Consider the following 14165-nt stretch of genomic DNA (forward strand, 5'->3'; position numbering starts at 1 on the left):
CCGGCGCCAACTAGGCTCGTCGCATGGAGATTCTGGGCGCCTCCCTGCGCATCTGCGTCGACGACCTCGAAACCGCGATCCCGTTCTACGAACGCCTCTCCGGCGGCAGAGCCCTCCGTTTCGAACGCGGGGGCGTCCAGGTCGCCGCGGTCGGCTCCTTTCTTCTGATGAGCGGCCCGGAGGCGGAGCTGGAGGTGCTGCGCAAGGTGACCGCGACGATCGCGGTCCAGGACGTCGACGCGGCCCACCGGTTGCTGGACGATCTCGGCGCCCGCATCCTCGCCGGCCCGGTGCCCACGCCCGCCGGCCGCAACCTGCTCGCGATGCACCCCGACGGCTCGGTCTTCGAGTACGTCGATCAGCAACCGGCCTGATCAGGGGTTCCGCGGCCGCATCCGGAAGTCGTACCGGCCGGGCAGCGGCTCGTCACCGAGCCGCGCCCACAGCCGGCCGACGGCATCGGCCCCTTCCCGCAGGTCGGCGACCTCGAACCCGTCCTCGAACACCGCCCGGGCCGCCGCCCGCCGCCCCTCGGCGAGCAGCAACTCCGCCTCCAGGAGCCGGAACCGGCCCCGCTCCCGGGTGGCCGGGGGCAGCGCCTCCCAGACGGTGCGGGCGTCCGCGGCCCGGCGTACCCGCAGCAGCGCCTCGAGTGCCTCACGGCCCAGCGCGGCAGCGGCCGCCGTCCAGGCCTCGCCGTCGTCGCGGCGTTCCCGGCACAGGTCGTCGAAGGCGTCGGCGTACCGCTCGGCGGCCCGTTCGTGGTGCCCGTGCTCCTGGTCGGCGACCGCGAGACAGCGCAGCAGCGGCCACAGGGACGGGGCGAGCTGGAGGGCCCGCTCCCAGCTGCGGACCGCCTGGGCCCGGTCGCCGGCGTGCCACTGGGCGACGCCCAGGTGGTACTCGGTGTGCGGGGTCGCTGGGGCCGTCTCCAGCATGTCCCGCCAGTGCGGGGCGACCAGGGTGGGCCCCGGCGGCCGTACCCGGCGGGGTTCGGGCAGCAGGCCGGTGTGCAGCAGGTCCCGCCAGGGCGCCTGCTCCTCGCCGAGCGTCGACTCCGCGAACGGGGTGCCGGGCAGCTTCCAGTCCGCGCGCAGGACTTCCAGGGCACCCCAGCCGGAACCGGTGGCGAGGATCTCGCCGGGTGCGGTGTCGGCGTACGGCTGCCAGGCCGCGAACGCGGCGTCGAGCACCGTGCGCGGCAGGGCGTCCTCCAGCCGCTCCGCCACGGCCGCCGCCACGGCCGCCCCCACGGCCGCCCCCACCGTCTCCGTCTCCGGCGACGCGGACAGCGGTCCGTACGCCTCCAGCCAGGAGACCTCGCTCTCCGCCTCCAGCCGGACGTGCTCCAGCTGGGTGCGGGCCAGCCCGGCCTGGATCTCGCGGTAGCCGCCGGTGCCGGGTCCGCCGAGCCATTCCTGCCAGCGCCGGCCGCCGGGGCCCGAGCCCCACACGAACAGCTTCCGGCCGCGCAGCCCGTCGGTCGAGGTCTGCACCAGTCCGTGCCCGGCCGCGTCCAGCGCGGCGATCCAGCGGCGCCGGCCGTCCGGCAGGTCGTAGAAGTAGTCGGTGGCGAAGGGGTGTCGGGTCTCGTACGACGGAACAGGCACCCGGCGCAGCCGGCGTTCGGGCCCGAACTCCCAGGCCTCCTCGGCCGCCACCACGACCCGGCGGTCCTCGGGCACGGCGGTGTTGGACCACCAGTAGAGCGGCACCGGGCGTTCGTGCGGATTGCGGACGCGGACACCGACGTACAGGAAGTCGGAGCCGTCCGGCAGCCACAGGTCGACCTGGAAGGGCAGGTCGCGCAGCCGTTCCCACTCCCACAGCCGGAGCATCTCCCCGCCGTCGGGGGCGGGGACACGGGCCGCGTGCAGCGGGGCGCAGGACAGGGTGGTGTGGCCGGTGGCACCGATGTTCCATTCGATGCCACCGGCGTACCAGGCCCCGTTGAGGGCGAAGTTGGCGGGCTGGAACACCGGGTTTCGGTAGAGGAGTTCACGACCGGTGGGCAGGTGCACGAGGGAGGCGACGCGGCCGCCGAGGCCGGGCAGGACGGTGGCGCGCAGCCGGTCGTTCTCGATCACGAGCGCGGCCAGGGCGCGCGGCTCGCGGGTTCTGCCGTAGCCGTCGCGGATCCGCACCGGGAGGAGGCTGCGGAGCGGTTCGTAGCCGAGCTGGCGGGCCATGTCGGCCGGGAATTCGTCCCGTTCGCGCTCATCGACGCGGTGCAGCTCGTCGAGCGGGCGGAGCGGGGGCAGCGGGTTGTCCGGGCCCAACTCCGCCGCGGGCAGGGTCAGTACCTCACGTCGGATCCTGGTCACGATCGCCATGGAACCCGGCACGGGACGAGCTGACCAGGGGAGCTGCCGGTCAGGATTCCGCAAAGGCCGGACCGCCGGAGCCTGTCCAGCGGTCCGTGCCCTGCTCCTGGATCAGCGCATCTCGGCCGTGACGGCCCACCGCTCGTGGTCCCGCCAGGCCCCGTCGATGTAGATCATGTTCGGCGAGAACCCCTCGAGGCGGAACCCGGCACCGCGCGCGAGCGCGATGGAGGCGGCGTTGCCGGGCTGGGCGTTGATCTCCAGCCGGTGCAGCCGCATCGGCCCGAAGGCGTGGTCCACGACCAGCCCCATCGCCTCCCGCATCAGCCCGCGCCCGGCGGCGTGCGCGAACACGCCGTAGCCGAGGGCACCGCACTGGAAGCCGCCCTCGACGATGTTGTTGATGTTGATGAACCCGGCGATCGCCCCACCGCGCTCTGCGCTGTCCTTCTCGCAGACCAGGAACCCGGCCTTGCTGCGGTCCTCGATCAGCCGGCCCGCGTAACCGGCGTAGGCCGCGTCCGTGGTGGGCGGGAACAGCCAGGGCTCGTGGAGGTCCTTGCTCTCCCGGGCCCGGGCGATGAACTCGGCGCCGTCCTCGTAGGTGAAGTGGCGGATGCCCACGCGAGGGCCCTCGGCGAGATAGCGGGAAGCGATGTGCGGCATCCGGCCACCCTACGCAAAGCCGGCCGCGGCGTTCCGTGAAACAGGCCCCGCACCGTGCTCCGACTCAGCGCAGCGCCGGTTCCAGCAGCGTGAGCGTGCCCGCGTCGGCGTCCAGCTCCGCCGCGACGCCGAGCGGCATGGTCAGGGCGGACTCGCAGTGCCCGAAGCCGAACTCCTCCACCACCGGTACCCCGAGCCCGCCGAGCCGGTCGGCCAGCACCGCCCGCACGTCCTCGTACGGCCCGCACCGGTCCCAGGACCCGAGCAGGATCCCGGCGACGCCGTCGAGCCGGCCGGACCGCAGCAGCTGGGTGATGCTCCGGTCGAGGCTGTACGGCTGCTCGCCCACGTCCTCCAGCAGGAGCAGCCCGCCGCGCGCGCCCGAGTGGGTGTGCGGGGTGCCGATGCCGGTCGCGAGCAGGCGCAGGCAGCCGCCGATCGTGACGCCCCGGGCCCGGCCGGGCACCAGCGAGCGGCCCCGGCCGGTGATCGTGCGGACCGTCTCCGGGGCGAACAGGGTGGCCCGCAGATGCTGCTGCGCCTCGGTGCTCTTGACGAAGTCGGCGCCCGCGGCCACCGGCCCGTACAGGGTGGCGAGCCCGAGCCGGGTGGCGAACGCCTCGTGCAGCACGGTCCCGTCGCTGAAGCCGACGAACACCTTCGGCCCGGCGGCCCGCATCGCCTCCCAGTCGAGCAGGTCGACCAGGCGCTGGGCGCCGTAGCCGCCGCGCGCGCAGAGCACGGCGGACACGGACGGGTCGCACCAGGCCCGCTGGAGGTCGGCGGCCCGGTCGGCGTCGGAGCCGGCGAGGTAGCCCAGCTCCCCGTCCTGTGCGAGCACATGGGGTGCCACCACGGGGTCGAGATCCCAGCCGCGCAGGATGTCGAGGCCCGCCTGGAGCCGCTCCTCCATCACCGGCCCGCTCGGTGCCACCACGACGACCCGCGCACCGGGGGCGAGCCTCGACGGCCGTACCAGCTCTCTCACTTCACCAGCTCCAACTCGGGGATGCCGGGCACGTTCAGCCCGAACACCTGGGCGTACAGGGCGAGTTCGGCCTCCAGGGCGCGAACCATGGTCTCGGCGCGACGGAATCCGTGGCCCTCGCCCGCGAAGGTGAGGTAGGCGTGCGGCACGCGCCGTCCGTCGAGGTTGGCGAGGAAACGTTCGCACTGCACGGGCGGGCAGATCACGTCGTCCAGGCCCTGGAGCAGCAGGAAGGGCGCGGCGAGCCGGTCGGCGTGCTCACTGGGCGAGCGTTCGACGTACCGCTCGGGGACGTCGGCCAGCGGCCCGATCAGCGACTCCAGGTACCGGGACTCGAAGTCGTGGGTCTCCCCCGTGCCCCAGCCGGTGAGGTCGAGGATGGGGTAGGCGATGGTGCCGCAGGCGTAGACGTCGGTGCTGGTCAGCGAGGCAGCCGCGGTCCAGCCGCCGGCGCTGCCGCCCCGGATCGCCAGCCGGGCGCGGTCGGCGGTGCCCTCCTCGGCGAGGGCGAGGGCGACGGCCGCGCAGTCCTCGACGTCGACCACGCCCCACTGCTCGCGCAGCCGGTTGCGGTACTCCCGCCCGTACCCGGTGGAGCCGCCGTAGTTGACCTCGGCGACGCCGATGCCCCGGGAGGTGAAGTAGCCGATGGCCAGGTCGAGGACGAGGGGCGCCCGGCTGGTGGGGCCGCCGTGCGCCCAGACGACGTACGGCGGCAGCTCGCCGTCGGGGGCGGTGTGGCCGGGGTGGTGGGGCGGGTAGATGTGGGCGTGCACCTCGCGGCCGTCCGGGCCGGAGAAGGTGCGGACCCGCGGCTCCGGATAGTAGGCGGGGTCGACCGGGTCGCGGTGGGCGGCGCCGACGACCCGGGCACGGCCGCTCGCGGTGTCCAGTTCGATCACTTCGTACGCGGTGCGCGGGCCGGCGCCGACCGCGACGACTCGGGTGCCGTGCGCCGCGAGGGCGGGGGCGAACTCGGTCCAGGGGCCGGCGGCGTCGACGAGGTCGCCGGATTCCGGGTCGAGTATCCCGAGTGCGGTCGCCCCCCGGCCGTGGACGACGGCGATCAGCCCGTTGTCCAGCGGGGCGAACCAGCGCTGGCCGAGCTTCCAGAGCGGCCCGGCGAACTCCTCCTCGCGCGGGCACAGCCGGGTGCCGTCGCGGTAGAGGTTCCACCAGCCGCTGCGGTCGCTCGCGTACAGGAGACGGCCGTCCGTCGACCATTCGACCTGGGCGACGGACTCCTCGGGCCCGCCCGCGACCGTGCGGACCCGGTGCAGCACACCGTCGTCGCCGACCTCGCCGACCAGCAGTTCCGTGCCGTCCCACGGCATCCGCGGATGGTCCCAGGCGAGCCAGGCGGCCTGCCGCCCGTCGGGCGACAGGCGTGGACCGGTCACGAACCGGTGCCGGTCGTCGGTGAGTTCGCGTACGGCGGCCCGGTCCTCGGCGGCCGAGCCGTCCAGGGGTACGGCGGCGAGCACCCGCCGCACATCGCCGGGCCCGTCCCCGGTGAACTCCTCGAGGACGCACCAGACCTCACCCCGTTCGAGCAGCAGCCGCGGTTCGGCCCAGCGGAGTCCGGTCGGGGTCAGCGGCCGCGGCTCGGTACCCGGCTCGTAGCGGTACAGCCGCTGGTCGTCGAAGTGGACGAAGACCAGCAGCGGTTCGCCGCCGGTCGCGGGCACGGCACCGGCCCAGGGCTGTCCGCCGTACTCGATGACCCGGCTGCGGACGTTCCACGGCGCGGGCAGCACGGACTCCCGGGTGCCGCCCCGCACCAGGGTCCGGCGCCCGCCCTCCCGCGGGCGGGGTTCGGTCCACCAGGTCTCGTCGCCGACGAAGCCCACCCACTCGGGGCTGCCGTCGTGCGCGGCGGCCAGGGCCGCGTCGATGGGCGAGGGCCAGGAGCCGTACGGCTTCGTCTCCACGATGTCTCCTATGCCGTGCGCAGGAAGCGGTCCAGGACCCGGACGCCGAAGTGCAGGGCCTCCACGGGGACACGTTCGTCGACGCCGTGGAACATGGCCTGGTAGTCGTAGCCCTCGGGCAGCCGGAGCGGTGTGAAACCGTAGCCGGTGATGCCGAGCCGGGAGAACTGCTTGGCGTCGGTGCCGCCCGACATGCAGTACGGCACCACATGGCCCTCGGGCGCGAACTCCTCGACGGCGGCGCGCATCCGGGCGTACGTCGGTGAGTCGAGCGGCGCCTGGAGGGCGACCTCGCGGTGGTGGAACTCCCAGTCGACATCGGGTCCGGTGAGCCGGTCCAGCGTGGCGCGGAACTCGTCCTCGGTACCGTGCAGATGGCGTCCGTCGACGAAGGCGACGGCTTCGCCGGGGATGACGTTGACCTTGTAACCGGCGTTCAGCATGGTCGGGTTGGCGCTGTTGCGGACGGTGGCCTCGACCAGTTTGGCGGCCGGGCCGAGCTTGTCGAGCAGCAGGTCGACCTCGGTGAGGTCGGGCTCGATGCCGTAGACGGCGGCGAGTTCGGTGAGGGCGGCGGTGACGGTCGGGGTGAGCCGGAGCGGCCAGGTGTGCTCGCCGATCCGGGTGACGGCGGCGGCGAGCCGGGTGACCGCGTTCTCCTTGTTGACCTTGGAGCCGTGTCCGGCGCGGCCGCGCGCGGTGAGCTTCAGCCAGCCGGTGCCCCGCTCGCCCGCGGCGATGGGGTAGAGCTGCCGTCCGGTGCCGTCGTGGAAGGTGAAGGCGCCCGACTCGCTGACGCCCTCGGTGCAGCCCTCGAACAGCTCGGGGTGGTGGTCGGCGAGGAACCCGGAGCCGTCCTCGGCGCTGGCCTCCTCGTCGGCGGTGAAGGCGACGACGATGTCCCGGCGCGGCCGTACCCCCTCGCGGGCCCAGGACCGCGCCACCGCCAGGATCATCGCGTCCATGTTCTTCATGTCGACGGCGCCCCGGCCCCACACGACCCCGTCGCGGATCTCCCCCGAGAAGGGGTCGACGCTCCAGTCGGCGGGCTGTGCGGGCACCACGTCGAGGTGCCCGTGGACCAGGAGCGCGTCCGCCGTCGCGTTCGTCCCCTCGATGCGGGCGACGACGTTGGTGCGGCCCTCGGTCCGCTCCAGGAGGATCGGCTCCAGACCCGCTCCCGCCAGCCGCTCGGCCGCGTACTCGGCGGCGGGCCGCTCCCGGCAGTCGCCGCCGCCGAAGTTGCTGGTGTCGATCCGGATCAGCTCGGAGGTGAACCGGACCACCTCGTCCAGCGCCTGTTCGTCAGCCATACTGCTCCTCCATCGCGGCCGAGACGATCGTGGTGACCGCCTTGAAGGTGCGGATGCCGTCGTACATGGTCCCCTCGGTGTACGCCACCTTCCGCTCGCCGATCCGCTTCACGCCGGGGACGACGGTGGCGGAGAGGGCGAGGTGCTCGGCGTCGAACTCCAGGGCGACGGTGAACGGGCCGCCGGTCACGGGTTCGCGGCGCACCGCGAGCCCGGCCGCCTCCTTGGCGGCGGCGCGGATGTCGGCGGCGGTCCTGGCGGGCGTGCGGCACTTGGCCGCGTACCTCGACACGTGGTCCTTGACGGCGACCTTGAGGGCCTCCGGCGCGTAGCCGAGAGCGTCCTCGCAGGCGAGGTCGTCGCCGGTGACGAGGACGACCGGGACTCCGTACTCGGCGACGACATGCGCGTTGAGCAGGCCCTCGCTGGCACGGACGTCGTTGAGCCAGACGCCGGTGATGGAGTTGGCGAGGTAGGTGTGGGCGAGCACGCCCTCCATGCCGGCGCCGGTGTGGTAGCCGACGAAGGCGATGCCGTCGACGTCGCCGTGCTGGACGCCCTCGACCATGGAGAGGGTCTTGTGGCGGCCGGTGATCATCTCGGCGCGATCGTCGAGCTGCTCCAGGAGCAGGTTGCGCATGCTCCAGTGGGCCTCGTTGACGAGGACCTCGTCGGCACCGCCGTCGAGGAAGCCGAGGACGGCGGCGTTGACGTCCGAGGTGAACATCGACCGGCACCGCTCCCACTGCGGTGTGCCGGGCAGTACGTCGCCGGGCCAGGTCACCCCGGTGGCGCCCTCCATGTCGGCGCTGATGAGGATCTTCATGGTGCGCCACGTTACGCGTCCGGGCGGCCACCGGCCAGGAAGCGAGCCGTCGTCCTCCCCCGCACCCGACCGGCCCGGCACGGCCGTCCGCCCCCCGGCCGACGGCACGCCGAGGGGCGGACTGGCACTGTCCGTGGAGGTCAGTTCGCGCGCCCCGCCACCAGCCACTTCGACGGCAGCACGATCCGCTCGCCGTCCGGGGTGAACTCTGTTGTCGTCAGCGGCAGTTCGCCGCTCGCGAGGACCGTGAGGCCGGCGTTGCGCAGGTACTCGGGTACCGCGTCGTCGGCGACCTCGCCGGGGGCGATGCCGTGCCGGAAGACCGGGGCGAGCTTGGGCGGCGGGCCCGCCGGGCTTTGGGCGAGGCCGCCGAGGATGGGGCGGGCGGCCTGGGAGAGCTCGACGAGGAAGGCCCGGCCGCGATCGCCGACGAGGGTGGCGACGGTGTCGGTCAACGGCTGCCGGTCGTCGGGGTCGCACTGGTGCAGCACGCCCCGCATATAGACGTTGGCGTCGCCGAGTTCGGCGTGCAGGGCCTCGGCCTCGGTCTTCTCGACCGCGTCCAGCTGCCGGTAGCGGGCCAGTCCGGCCGGATCGGCGTGCCGGGCGTGTTCCAGGGCGGCCTCGGCGATGTCGGTGCCCAGCACCCGTGGGAAGCGGCCGGCGAGGAAGCGGGTCTGGGTGCCGTTGCCGCAGCCGAGGTCGACCAGCGGCAGGCCGGGGTCGGTGAGGTGGGGCTCGAAGAGGGGGACATGGACCGACGCGGTCACGCCCGGCTCGGCGTCCCAGAACACCGCCCCTGTCGCCTCGGACGCCTCGCGCCAGAAGCCCTCCCAGGCGTCCCGGTATCTACTCGTCACGCTCATGCCCAACTCCCCAGGATGTGACCGCAGAAGGCCGCCGTATGTGACGGGCCAGTACGGTCTACCCTGCGCCGGTTTCGGCCACAAGCGCCTGGCGCGTTCCTTCACCCCACTTTCGACGAACGTGCGCCCTGGGGTCAGCGGCGCCGTGAGGTGAGCTCGAACCAGACGGTCTTGCCGGCGGTCGTACGGCTGGTGCCCCACTCCCGGGCCAGTGTGCTCACCACCCGCAGTCCGCGCCCGGAGCCGGCGCCGGGTTCCACGCTGAGCAGGGTCGGCAGGGTGTGGTCGTCGTCATCGACCTCGCACAGCAGGGTCTCGCCGCGGATCAGCCGGAGCTGGACCGGACGGCTGTGGGAGTGCCGGACGGCGTTGGTGACGATCTCGCTGACCATCAGTTCGGCGGGGTCGGCGAGCCGGGCCAGGCCCCAGTCGTGGAGCTGTTCGCGGACGGCGGCGCGGGCCCGGCCGACCTCGGCCGGGTCGAGGGCGAGCCGCCATTCGGCGACGTCGTCCGGCTCGATGCCGTTGAGGCGGGCCATCAGCAGGGCGACGTCGTCCTTGCGGTCGCCGCGGCCCGCTTGGGAGAACGTCGCGGCGAGGGCACGGATGATGGTGTCGCAGGCGTCGTCCATGGAGGCGGCCGGATGGGCGGCGGACTCGCAGAGGGCGGCGAGGCCGACACCGATGTCCTCTCCGCGCATCTCGACGAGTCCGTCGGTGCACATCACCAGCCGGTCGCCGGGGTCCACACGCACCCGAAGCGACTCGAAGGCGACCCCGCCGACGCCGATGGGCGCCCCGGTGGGCAGGTCGAGGAGTTCGCTGCGGCCGTCCACGGCACGGACCAGCACGGGCGGTATGTGGCCCGCGTTGGCGAGGTGGAGTTCGCTCTCGATCGGGTCGTAGACGGCGTAGAGGCAGGTGGCGAGGTAGCCGTCGCCGAGGCGCTGGGCCAGGTCGTCGAGGTTGCGCAGGAGTTGGGCGGGCGGCAGGTCCAGGGCCGCCATGGTCTGGACGGCCGTCCGCAACTGGCCCATCATCGCTGCCGAGTTGAGGCCGTGGCCCATGACGTCGCCGACGACCAGGGCGGTGCGGGCGCCGGGGAGCTTCACGGAGTCGAACCAGTCGCCGCCGATGCGTCCGAGCAGGGTGCCCGGCAGATACCGGGTGGCGATGTCACAGCCCGCCATGCGCGGCGGTATGTGCGGCAGCATGCTGTCCTGGAGGGTCTCGGCGACGCTCTCCTGGAAGGTGTACATGCGCGCGTTGTCGAGCACGAGGCCCGCGCGGGCGGCGAGTTCGGCGCCGGTGACCCGGTCCATGTCGTCGAACATCTCGCGCTCGGGGTGGCGCAGCAGGACCATGAAGCCGAGCACGACGTTGCGGGCCTTGAGGGGGACGACCAGCATCGAGCGGCCGGTGATCAGGGGCCGGATGTCGCGCTTCTCGAACTGCGAGGCGATGGCATGGCCCATCTCCACGCTGATGCGCGGCACCAGGACCGGCTCGCCGCTGGTCATGCACTGGAAGAACGGGGTGTGCGCGGGGAACGGCATGGCCTCGCCGACCGGGACGACGTCGTCCCAGCGGCCGGGTTCGTCGGTGTGCTCCAGGGCGACCCGGTGCCACATGGTGGTGGTGTCGGGCACGCCGTCCGGGAACCCCTCGCCGGCGACGACCTGTTCGCGCAGATAGGTGCCGGCGACATCGGTGAAGCGGGGTACGACGGCCCGGCTGACCTCGACGATGGTCCGGGACAGGTCGAGCGAGGTGCCGATCTTCCCGCTGACCTCGTTGAGGAATTCGAGGCGCTCACGGACGGCCGCGTACTCCAGGTCCTCGCCCTCGTCGTCGGTGAGGTCGGCGGGTACCGGCAGGCCCTGGGCGGCCACCCGGGCGGCGCGCTCCCGGCGGGCCTTGCGCTCGACGCGCCGGGCGACGCCCCAGTCCGGGGTGACGGGGACCCGGTCGTTCTGGCTGAACTCCAGGATCGGATAACCGAGTTCCAGTACCTGGGCGACGATCCGGGCGCTCTCGTCGACGCTCATGCTGGGCAGGATCTCGGGGAGCCGGCGGGCGAGTTCCTCGGCGCCGGGGAAGTCGGTGTGCAGGGCGAATCCGGGCGCGATGCGCTCGAAGGCCACGTCCTCGGCGCGCTCGGACCGGCGCAGCCGCTCGGCGTCCGCCGCGAGCACCAGCAGCCGCTCCTCGCCGGGACCGACCAGCGGATACGCCCACCAGAGCACATCGACGCGGTCGTGCTCCGGCACGGTGAGCCGGGCGCGGCCCGCGGCGGGGAAGTTCAGCCGTCCGTCGAGCGAGGACTCCAGGTCGGGGCCGAGTCCGTCGTAGGCCGCGTAGGCGCCGTACGGGGTGATCTCGTCGTCCTCGGGGAGCGCCCCGGAGACCGGCAGCAGGTCCAGGGCCAAGCGGCCGATCGCCTGTTCCCTGGCGGCGCCGAAGAGCCGGCGCGCGCCGGTGCTCCAGTGGGAGACCCGCCCGTCGCGGCCGACGACGACCACGGCCAGCGGGACACGGCCTGCCGCGCCCTCCCCGGCACCGAGGCCGGGAGGTGTGTCCCGCTCGCTGCCATGGTCCATGGCCCAGGCCCTCTCTCCCCACGGCTCCGCGAAAGATCTGTGCCGCCAGCCACTACCGTACGGTGGCCGTCGGTCGCGATGTGTGGCAATTCTGGAATTGGTTTCACCGGAGCGCACCGGCGCGCAGGTCCGCGCCCTCGCGCCCCGTCCGGCCGGCGCTCGCGCCCCGTCCGCTCAGTCCTCGTGCCCCAGTTGGAGATCGCGTTCGGTGCGGCCGCCGCCCGCGACCTGGAGTACCGTGGCGACCGGCGGGTAACCGGCGGCGATGACGGTGTACTCGCCGGAGGAGAGGTCGACGAACCGGAACGTTCCGTCGGCGCCGGTGGTGAGGGTGTCCACGACGTTCCCGGCGGCGTCGAGGAGGGTCACGCGCGCGTCCTCGACGGGCCGACCGCCGCCGGCCCGGACGGTGCCCTTCAGCACGGCGCCGCCCGCCAGCTCGACGTCCTGCCGGGTCTCCCGCGATGCCTGCACGGTGACCGGGAGGGCGGCCGGGCGGAAGGCGGGGGCGCTGGCGGCGAGGGTGTACTCGCCGGCCACCAGCTCAGTGATGACATAGCCGCCCTCGCGTCCGCTGCGGGTGCTGGCGACGACCTCGCCCTGCACGTTGGTGAGCGTGACGGTGGCGTCGCGGACGGGTGTGCCGTCGGCGGTGCGGACGGTGCCCGCGAGGCGTCCGGCGCCGCCGAGGACGACGTCGAGTTCGACGGGCCGCTCGCCGACGGTCACGGTGACCGCCTGCGGCTGGTGGCCGCCGGCGGCGGCGATCAGGACGTACGAACCGGAGCCGGGCGTGGACAGGGCGTACCGTCCGTCGTCGCCGCTGGCACCCCGGCCGATCTGCCGGCCGACGGCGTCGATGAGGGTCAGTGCGGCGCGGGGCACCACGGTCCCGTCGGGGTGCTGCACCGTGCCGCAGACCGGGATCCCGGCACCGGTGTACGGCGAGCGTGCCTGCGGGATCGGGGTGTTCACGGGGACGGACTCGGTTTCTGCGGTGGGGTGGGACACCAGCGGTTTCTCCTTGAGGAAGCAGGCGATGAGCAGACCGAGCACGAGCATCGGGACCAGGTAGAGGAAGATCCTGGGCATCGCGTCGGCGTAGGCGCGGATGTAGGCGTCGCGCAGCGCCGGGGGCAGCGCGTGGACGAGCTGCGGGGTGAGGGACTCGGGGTCGGGCAGCCGGGCGCCGGCGTGGGCGGGGAGACGTTTGTGCAGGGCGTCGGTGAGCCGGTCGGCGAAGAGGGTGCCGAAGACGGCGGCGCCGACGCTGCCGCCGATCTGCCGGAAGTAGTTGTTGGCGCTGGTGGCGGTGCCGAGGTCGGCGGGCCGTACGGAGTTCTGCACGGCGAGGACGAGCACCGGCATCACCATGCCGATGCCGGCGCCGAGCACGGCCATCCAGATGCTGTACTGCCAGCGCGGGGTGTCGACTTCGAGCCGGGAGAGCAGCCACATGCCCACCACGGACAGCGCCCCACCGAGCACCGGGAAGATCCGGTAGTGCCCGGTGTGGCTGATGAGCTGCCCGGAGACGATCGAGGCGCCGACGATCCCGCCCATCATCGGCAGCATCAGCAGCCCGGACTCGGTGGCCGAGGCGCCGTCGACCATCTGCAGGAAGGTCGGCAGGTAGCTGGCGGCGCCGAACAGCGCGACGCCGACGACCAGTCCGACGAGTCCGGTCACGTTGAAGACGGAGTCCCGGAACAGCCGCAGCGGGATGAGGGGTTCGACCGCGTGGTGCTCGGCGATCAGGAACAGCACGGTGGCGACCACGGCACCGGCGCCGAGCCCGAGGATGACACGCGAGCCCCACTCGTACTCCGTACCACCCCAACTGGTCAGCAGGACGAGGCAGGTGGAGGCGGCGGCCAGCAACAGGGTGCCCAGGACGTCGAATCGGGCACGGGCCCGGGGCTTGGGCAGCTTCAGCACGGCCGTGACGACGGCCAGGGTGACCAGGCCGAAGGGCACGTTGACGTAGAAGCACCAGCGCCAGGAGAGGTGGTCGGTGAAGTAGCCGCCGAGCAGCGGTCCGGCGACGGAGGCGAGGCCGAAGGCGGCGCCGATCAGACCCATGAAGCGGCCGCGCTGCCGGGGCGGCACGATGTCGGCGATGATCGCCTGGACACCGATCATCAGCCCGCCGGCGCCGACGCCCTGCACCGCGCGGTAGGCGATCAGCTGGTCCATGCTCTGCGCCCGTCCGGCCAGCGCGGAGCCGACGACGAAGACCAGGATCGCGAACTGGAAGACGCTCTTGCGGCCGATGAGGTCGCCGAGCTTGCCGTAGACCGGGAGGCCGATGGTGGAGGTGAGCAGGTAGGCGGTGATCGCCCAGGACATCCGGTCCAGGCCGTGCAGCTCGCCGACGATCCTCGGGAGCGCGGTGGCGACGATCATCTGGTCCAGGGCGGCCAGCAGCAGGGCGAGCATCAGCCCGCAGAACACCAACCGGGTGCGGCGCGGCCCGAGTCCGGAGGCCGGCGCGGGTTCGGGTACGGGGGCGTCGGCAGGCGCCGCGGCCGGCTCCTCGTACTGCACCAGAGTCGTCCCCACGTACCGCTCCCCTCGTCGCGCCTGCGCACAGTTCCCGCCTTATGTCCCGTAGGGCGACAACTGTGGGCAAGCACGACGAGTTACGGCAC

At 73.2% G+C, this 14165-nt stretch carries 10 protein-coding genes; 1 reads left to right on the forward strand and 9 read right to left on the reverse strand.

Going from position 1 to position 14165, the window contains the following annotated elements; translation table 11 throughout:
• The first annotated feature begins 23 nt into the window (after positions 1-23).
• Positions 24-374 (forward strand): VOC family protein, encoded by a 351-nt coding sequence (locus ACWDGI_RS35355; protein WP_450766165.1) that lies wholly within the window; start codon positions 24-26, stop codon positions 372-374.
• Here the strand turns inward: ACWDGI_RS35355 and ACWDGI_RS35360 are convergent, their stop codons facing one another.
• From ACWDGI_RS35360 to ACWDGI_RS35400, 9 genes are all read right to left on the reverse strand, one after another.
• Positions 375-2333: a DUF5107 domain-containing protein gene (locus ACWDGI_RS35360; RefSeq protein WP_450766167.1), complete on the reverse strand. Its 1959-nt coding sequence runs from the start codon at positions 2331-2333 to the stop codon at positions 375-377.
• 102 nt (positions 2334-2435) lie between these two features.
• Entirely contained in the window at positions 2436-2990 is a 555-nt protein-coding gene (locus tag ACWDGI_RS35365) for a GNAT family N-acetyltransferase (protein ID WP_450766169.1), read from the reverse strand.
• Between the two features lie 64 nt (positions 2991-3054).
• A complete protein-coding gene (locus ACWDGI_RS35370) occupies positions 3055-3978 on the reverse strand; it encodes a S66 peptidase family protein (RefSeq protein WP_450766171.1) in 924 nt (307 codons plus the stop codon).
• Positions 3975-5909 (reverse strand): prolyl oligopeptidase family serine peptidase, encoded by a 1935-nt coding sequence (locus ACWDGI_RS35375; protein WP_450766173.1) that lies wholly within the window; start codon positions 5907-5909, stop codon positions 3975-3977. The genes ACWDGI_RS35370 and ACWDGI_RS35375 overlap by 4 nt, the downstream gene beginning before the upstream one ends.
• Before the next feature lie 8 nt (positions 5910-5917).
• Entirely contained in the window at positions 5918-7222 is a 1305-nt protein-coding gene (locus tag ACWDGI_RS35380) for a M20/M25/M40 family metallo-hydrolase (RefSeq protein ID WP_450766175.1), read from the reverse strand.
• A complete protein-coding gene (locus ACWDGI_RS35385; protein ID WP_450766177.1) occupies positions 7215-8048 on the reverse strand; it encodes a M55 family metallopeptidase in 834 nt (277 codons plus the stop codon). The genes ACWDGI_RS35380 and ACWDGI_RS35385 overlap by 8 nt, the downstream gene beginning before the upstream one ends.
• Before the next feature lie 140 nt (positions 8049-8188).
• Positions 8189-8914, reverse strand: a complete 726-nt coding sequence (locus ACWDGI_RS35390; RefSeq protein ID WP_450766179.1) for a class I SAM-dependent methyltransferase — start codon at positions 8912-8914, stop codon at positions 8189-8191.
• Positions 8915-9048: 134 nt separating this feature from the next.
• Positions 9049-11514: an ATP-binding SpoIIE family protein phosphatase gene (locus ACWDGI_RS35395; protein WP_450766181.1), complete on the reverse strand. Its 2466-nt coding sequence runs from the start codon at positions 11512-11514 to the stop codon at positions 9049-9051.
• Between the two features lie 174 nt (positions 11515-11688).
• On the reverse strand, positions 11689-14076 hold the full coding sequence (locus tag ACWDGI_RS35400) for an MFS transporter (RefSeq protein WP_450766183.1): 2388 nt from the start codon (positions 14074-14076) through the stop codon (positions 11689-11691).
• Between the last annotated feature and the right edge of the window lie 89 nt (positions 14077-14165).

The organism is Streptomyces sp. NPDC001220 (genome assembly GCF_053597895.1).

Bases quoted from the DNA above. Each gene is read 5' to 3' on its own strand.
- ACWDGI_RS35360 (WP_450766167.1), bottom strand. From the start codon at position 2,333: ATGGCGATCGTGACCAGGATCCGACGTGAGGTACTGACCCTGCCCGCG.
- ACWDGI_RS35395 (WP_450766181.1), bottom strand. From the start codon at position 11,514: ATGGACCATGGCAGCGAGCGGGACACACCTCCCGGCCTCGGTGCCGGG.
- ACWDGI_RS35380 (WP_450766175.1), bottom strand. From the start codon at position 7,222: ATGGCTGACGAACAGGCGCTGGACGAGGTGGTCCGGTTCACCTCCGAG.
- ACWDGI_RS35390 (WP_450766179.1), bottom strand. From the start codon at position 8,914: ATGAGCGTGACGAGTAGATACCGGGACGCCTGGGAGGGCTTCTGGCGC.
- ACWDGI_RS35355 (WP_450766165.1), top strand. From the start codon at position 24: ATGGAGATTCTGGGCGCCTCCCTGCGCATCTGCGTCGACGACCTCGAA.
- ACWDGI_RS35385 (WP_450766177.1), bottom strand. From the start codon at position 8,048: ATGAAGATCCTCATCAGCGCCGACATGGAGGGCGCCACCGGGGTGACC.
- ACWDGI_RS35365 (WP_450766169.1), bottom strand. From the start codon at position 2,990: ATGCCGCACATCGCTTCCCGCTATCTCGCCGAGGGCCCTCGCGTGGGC.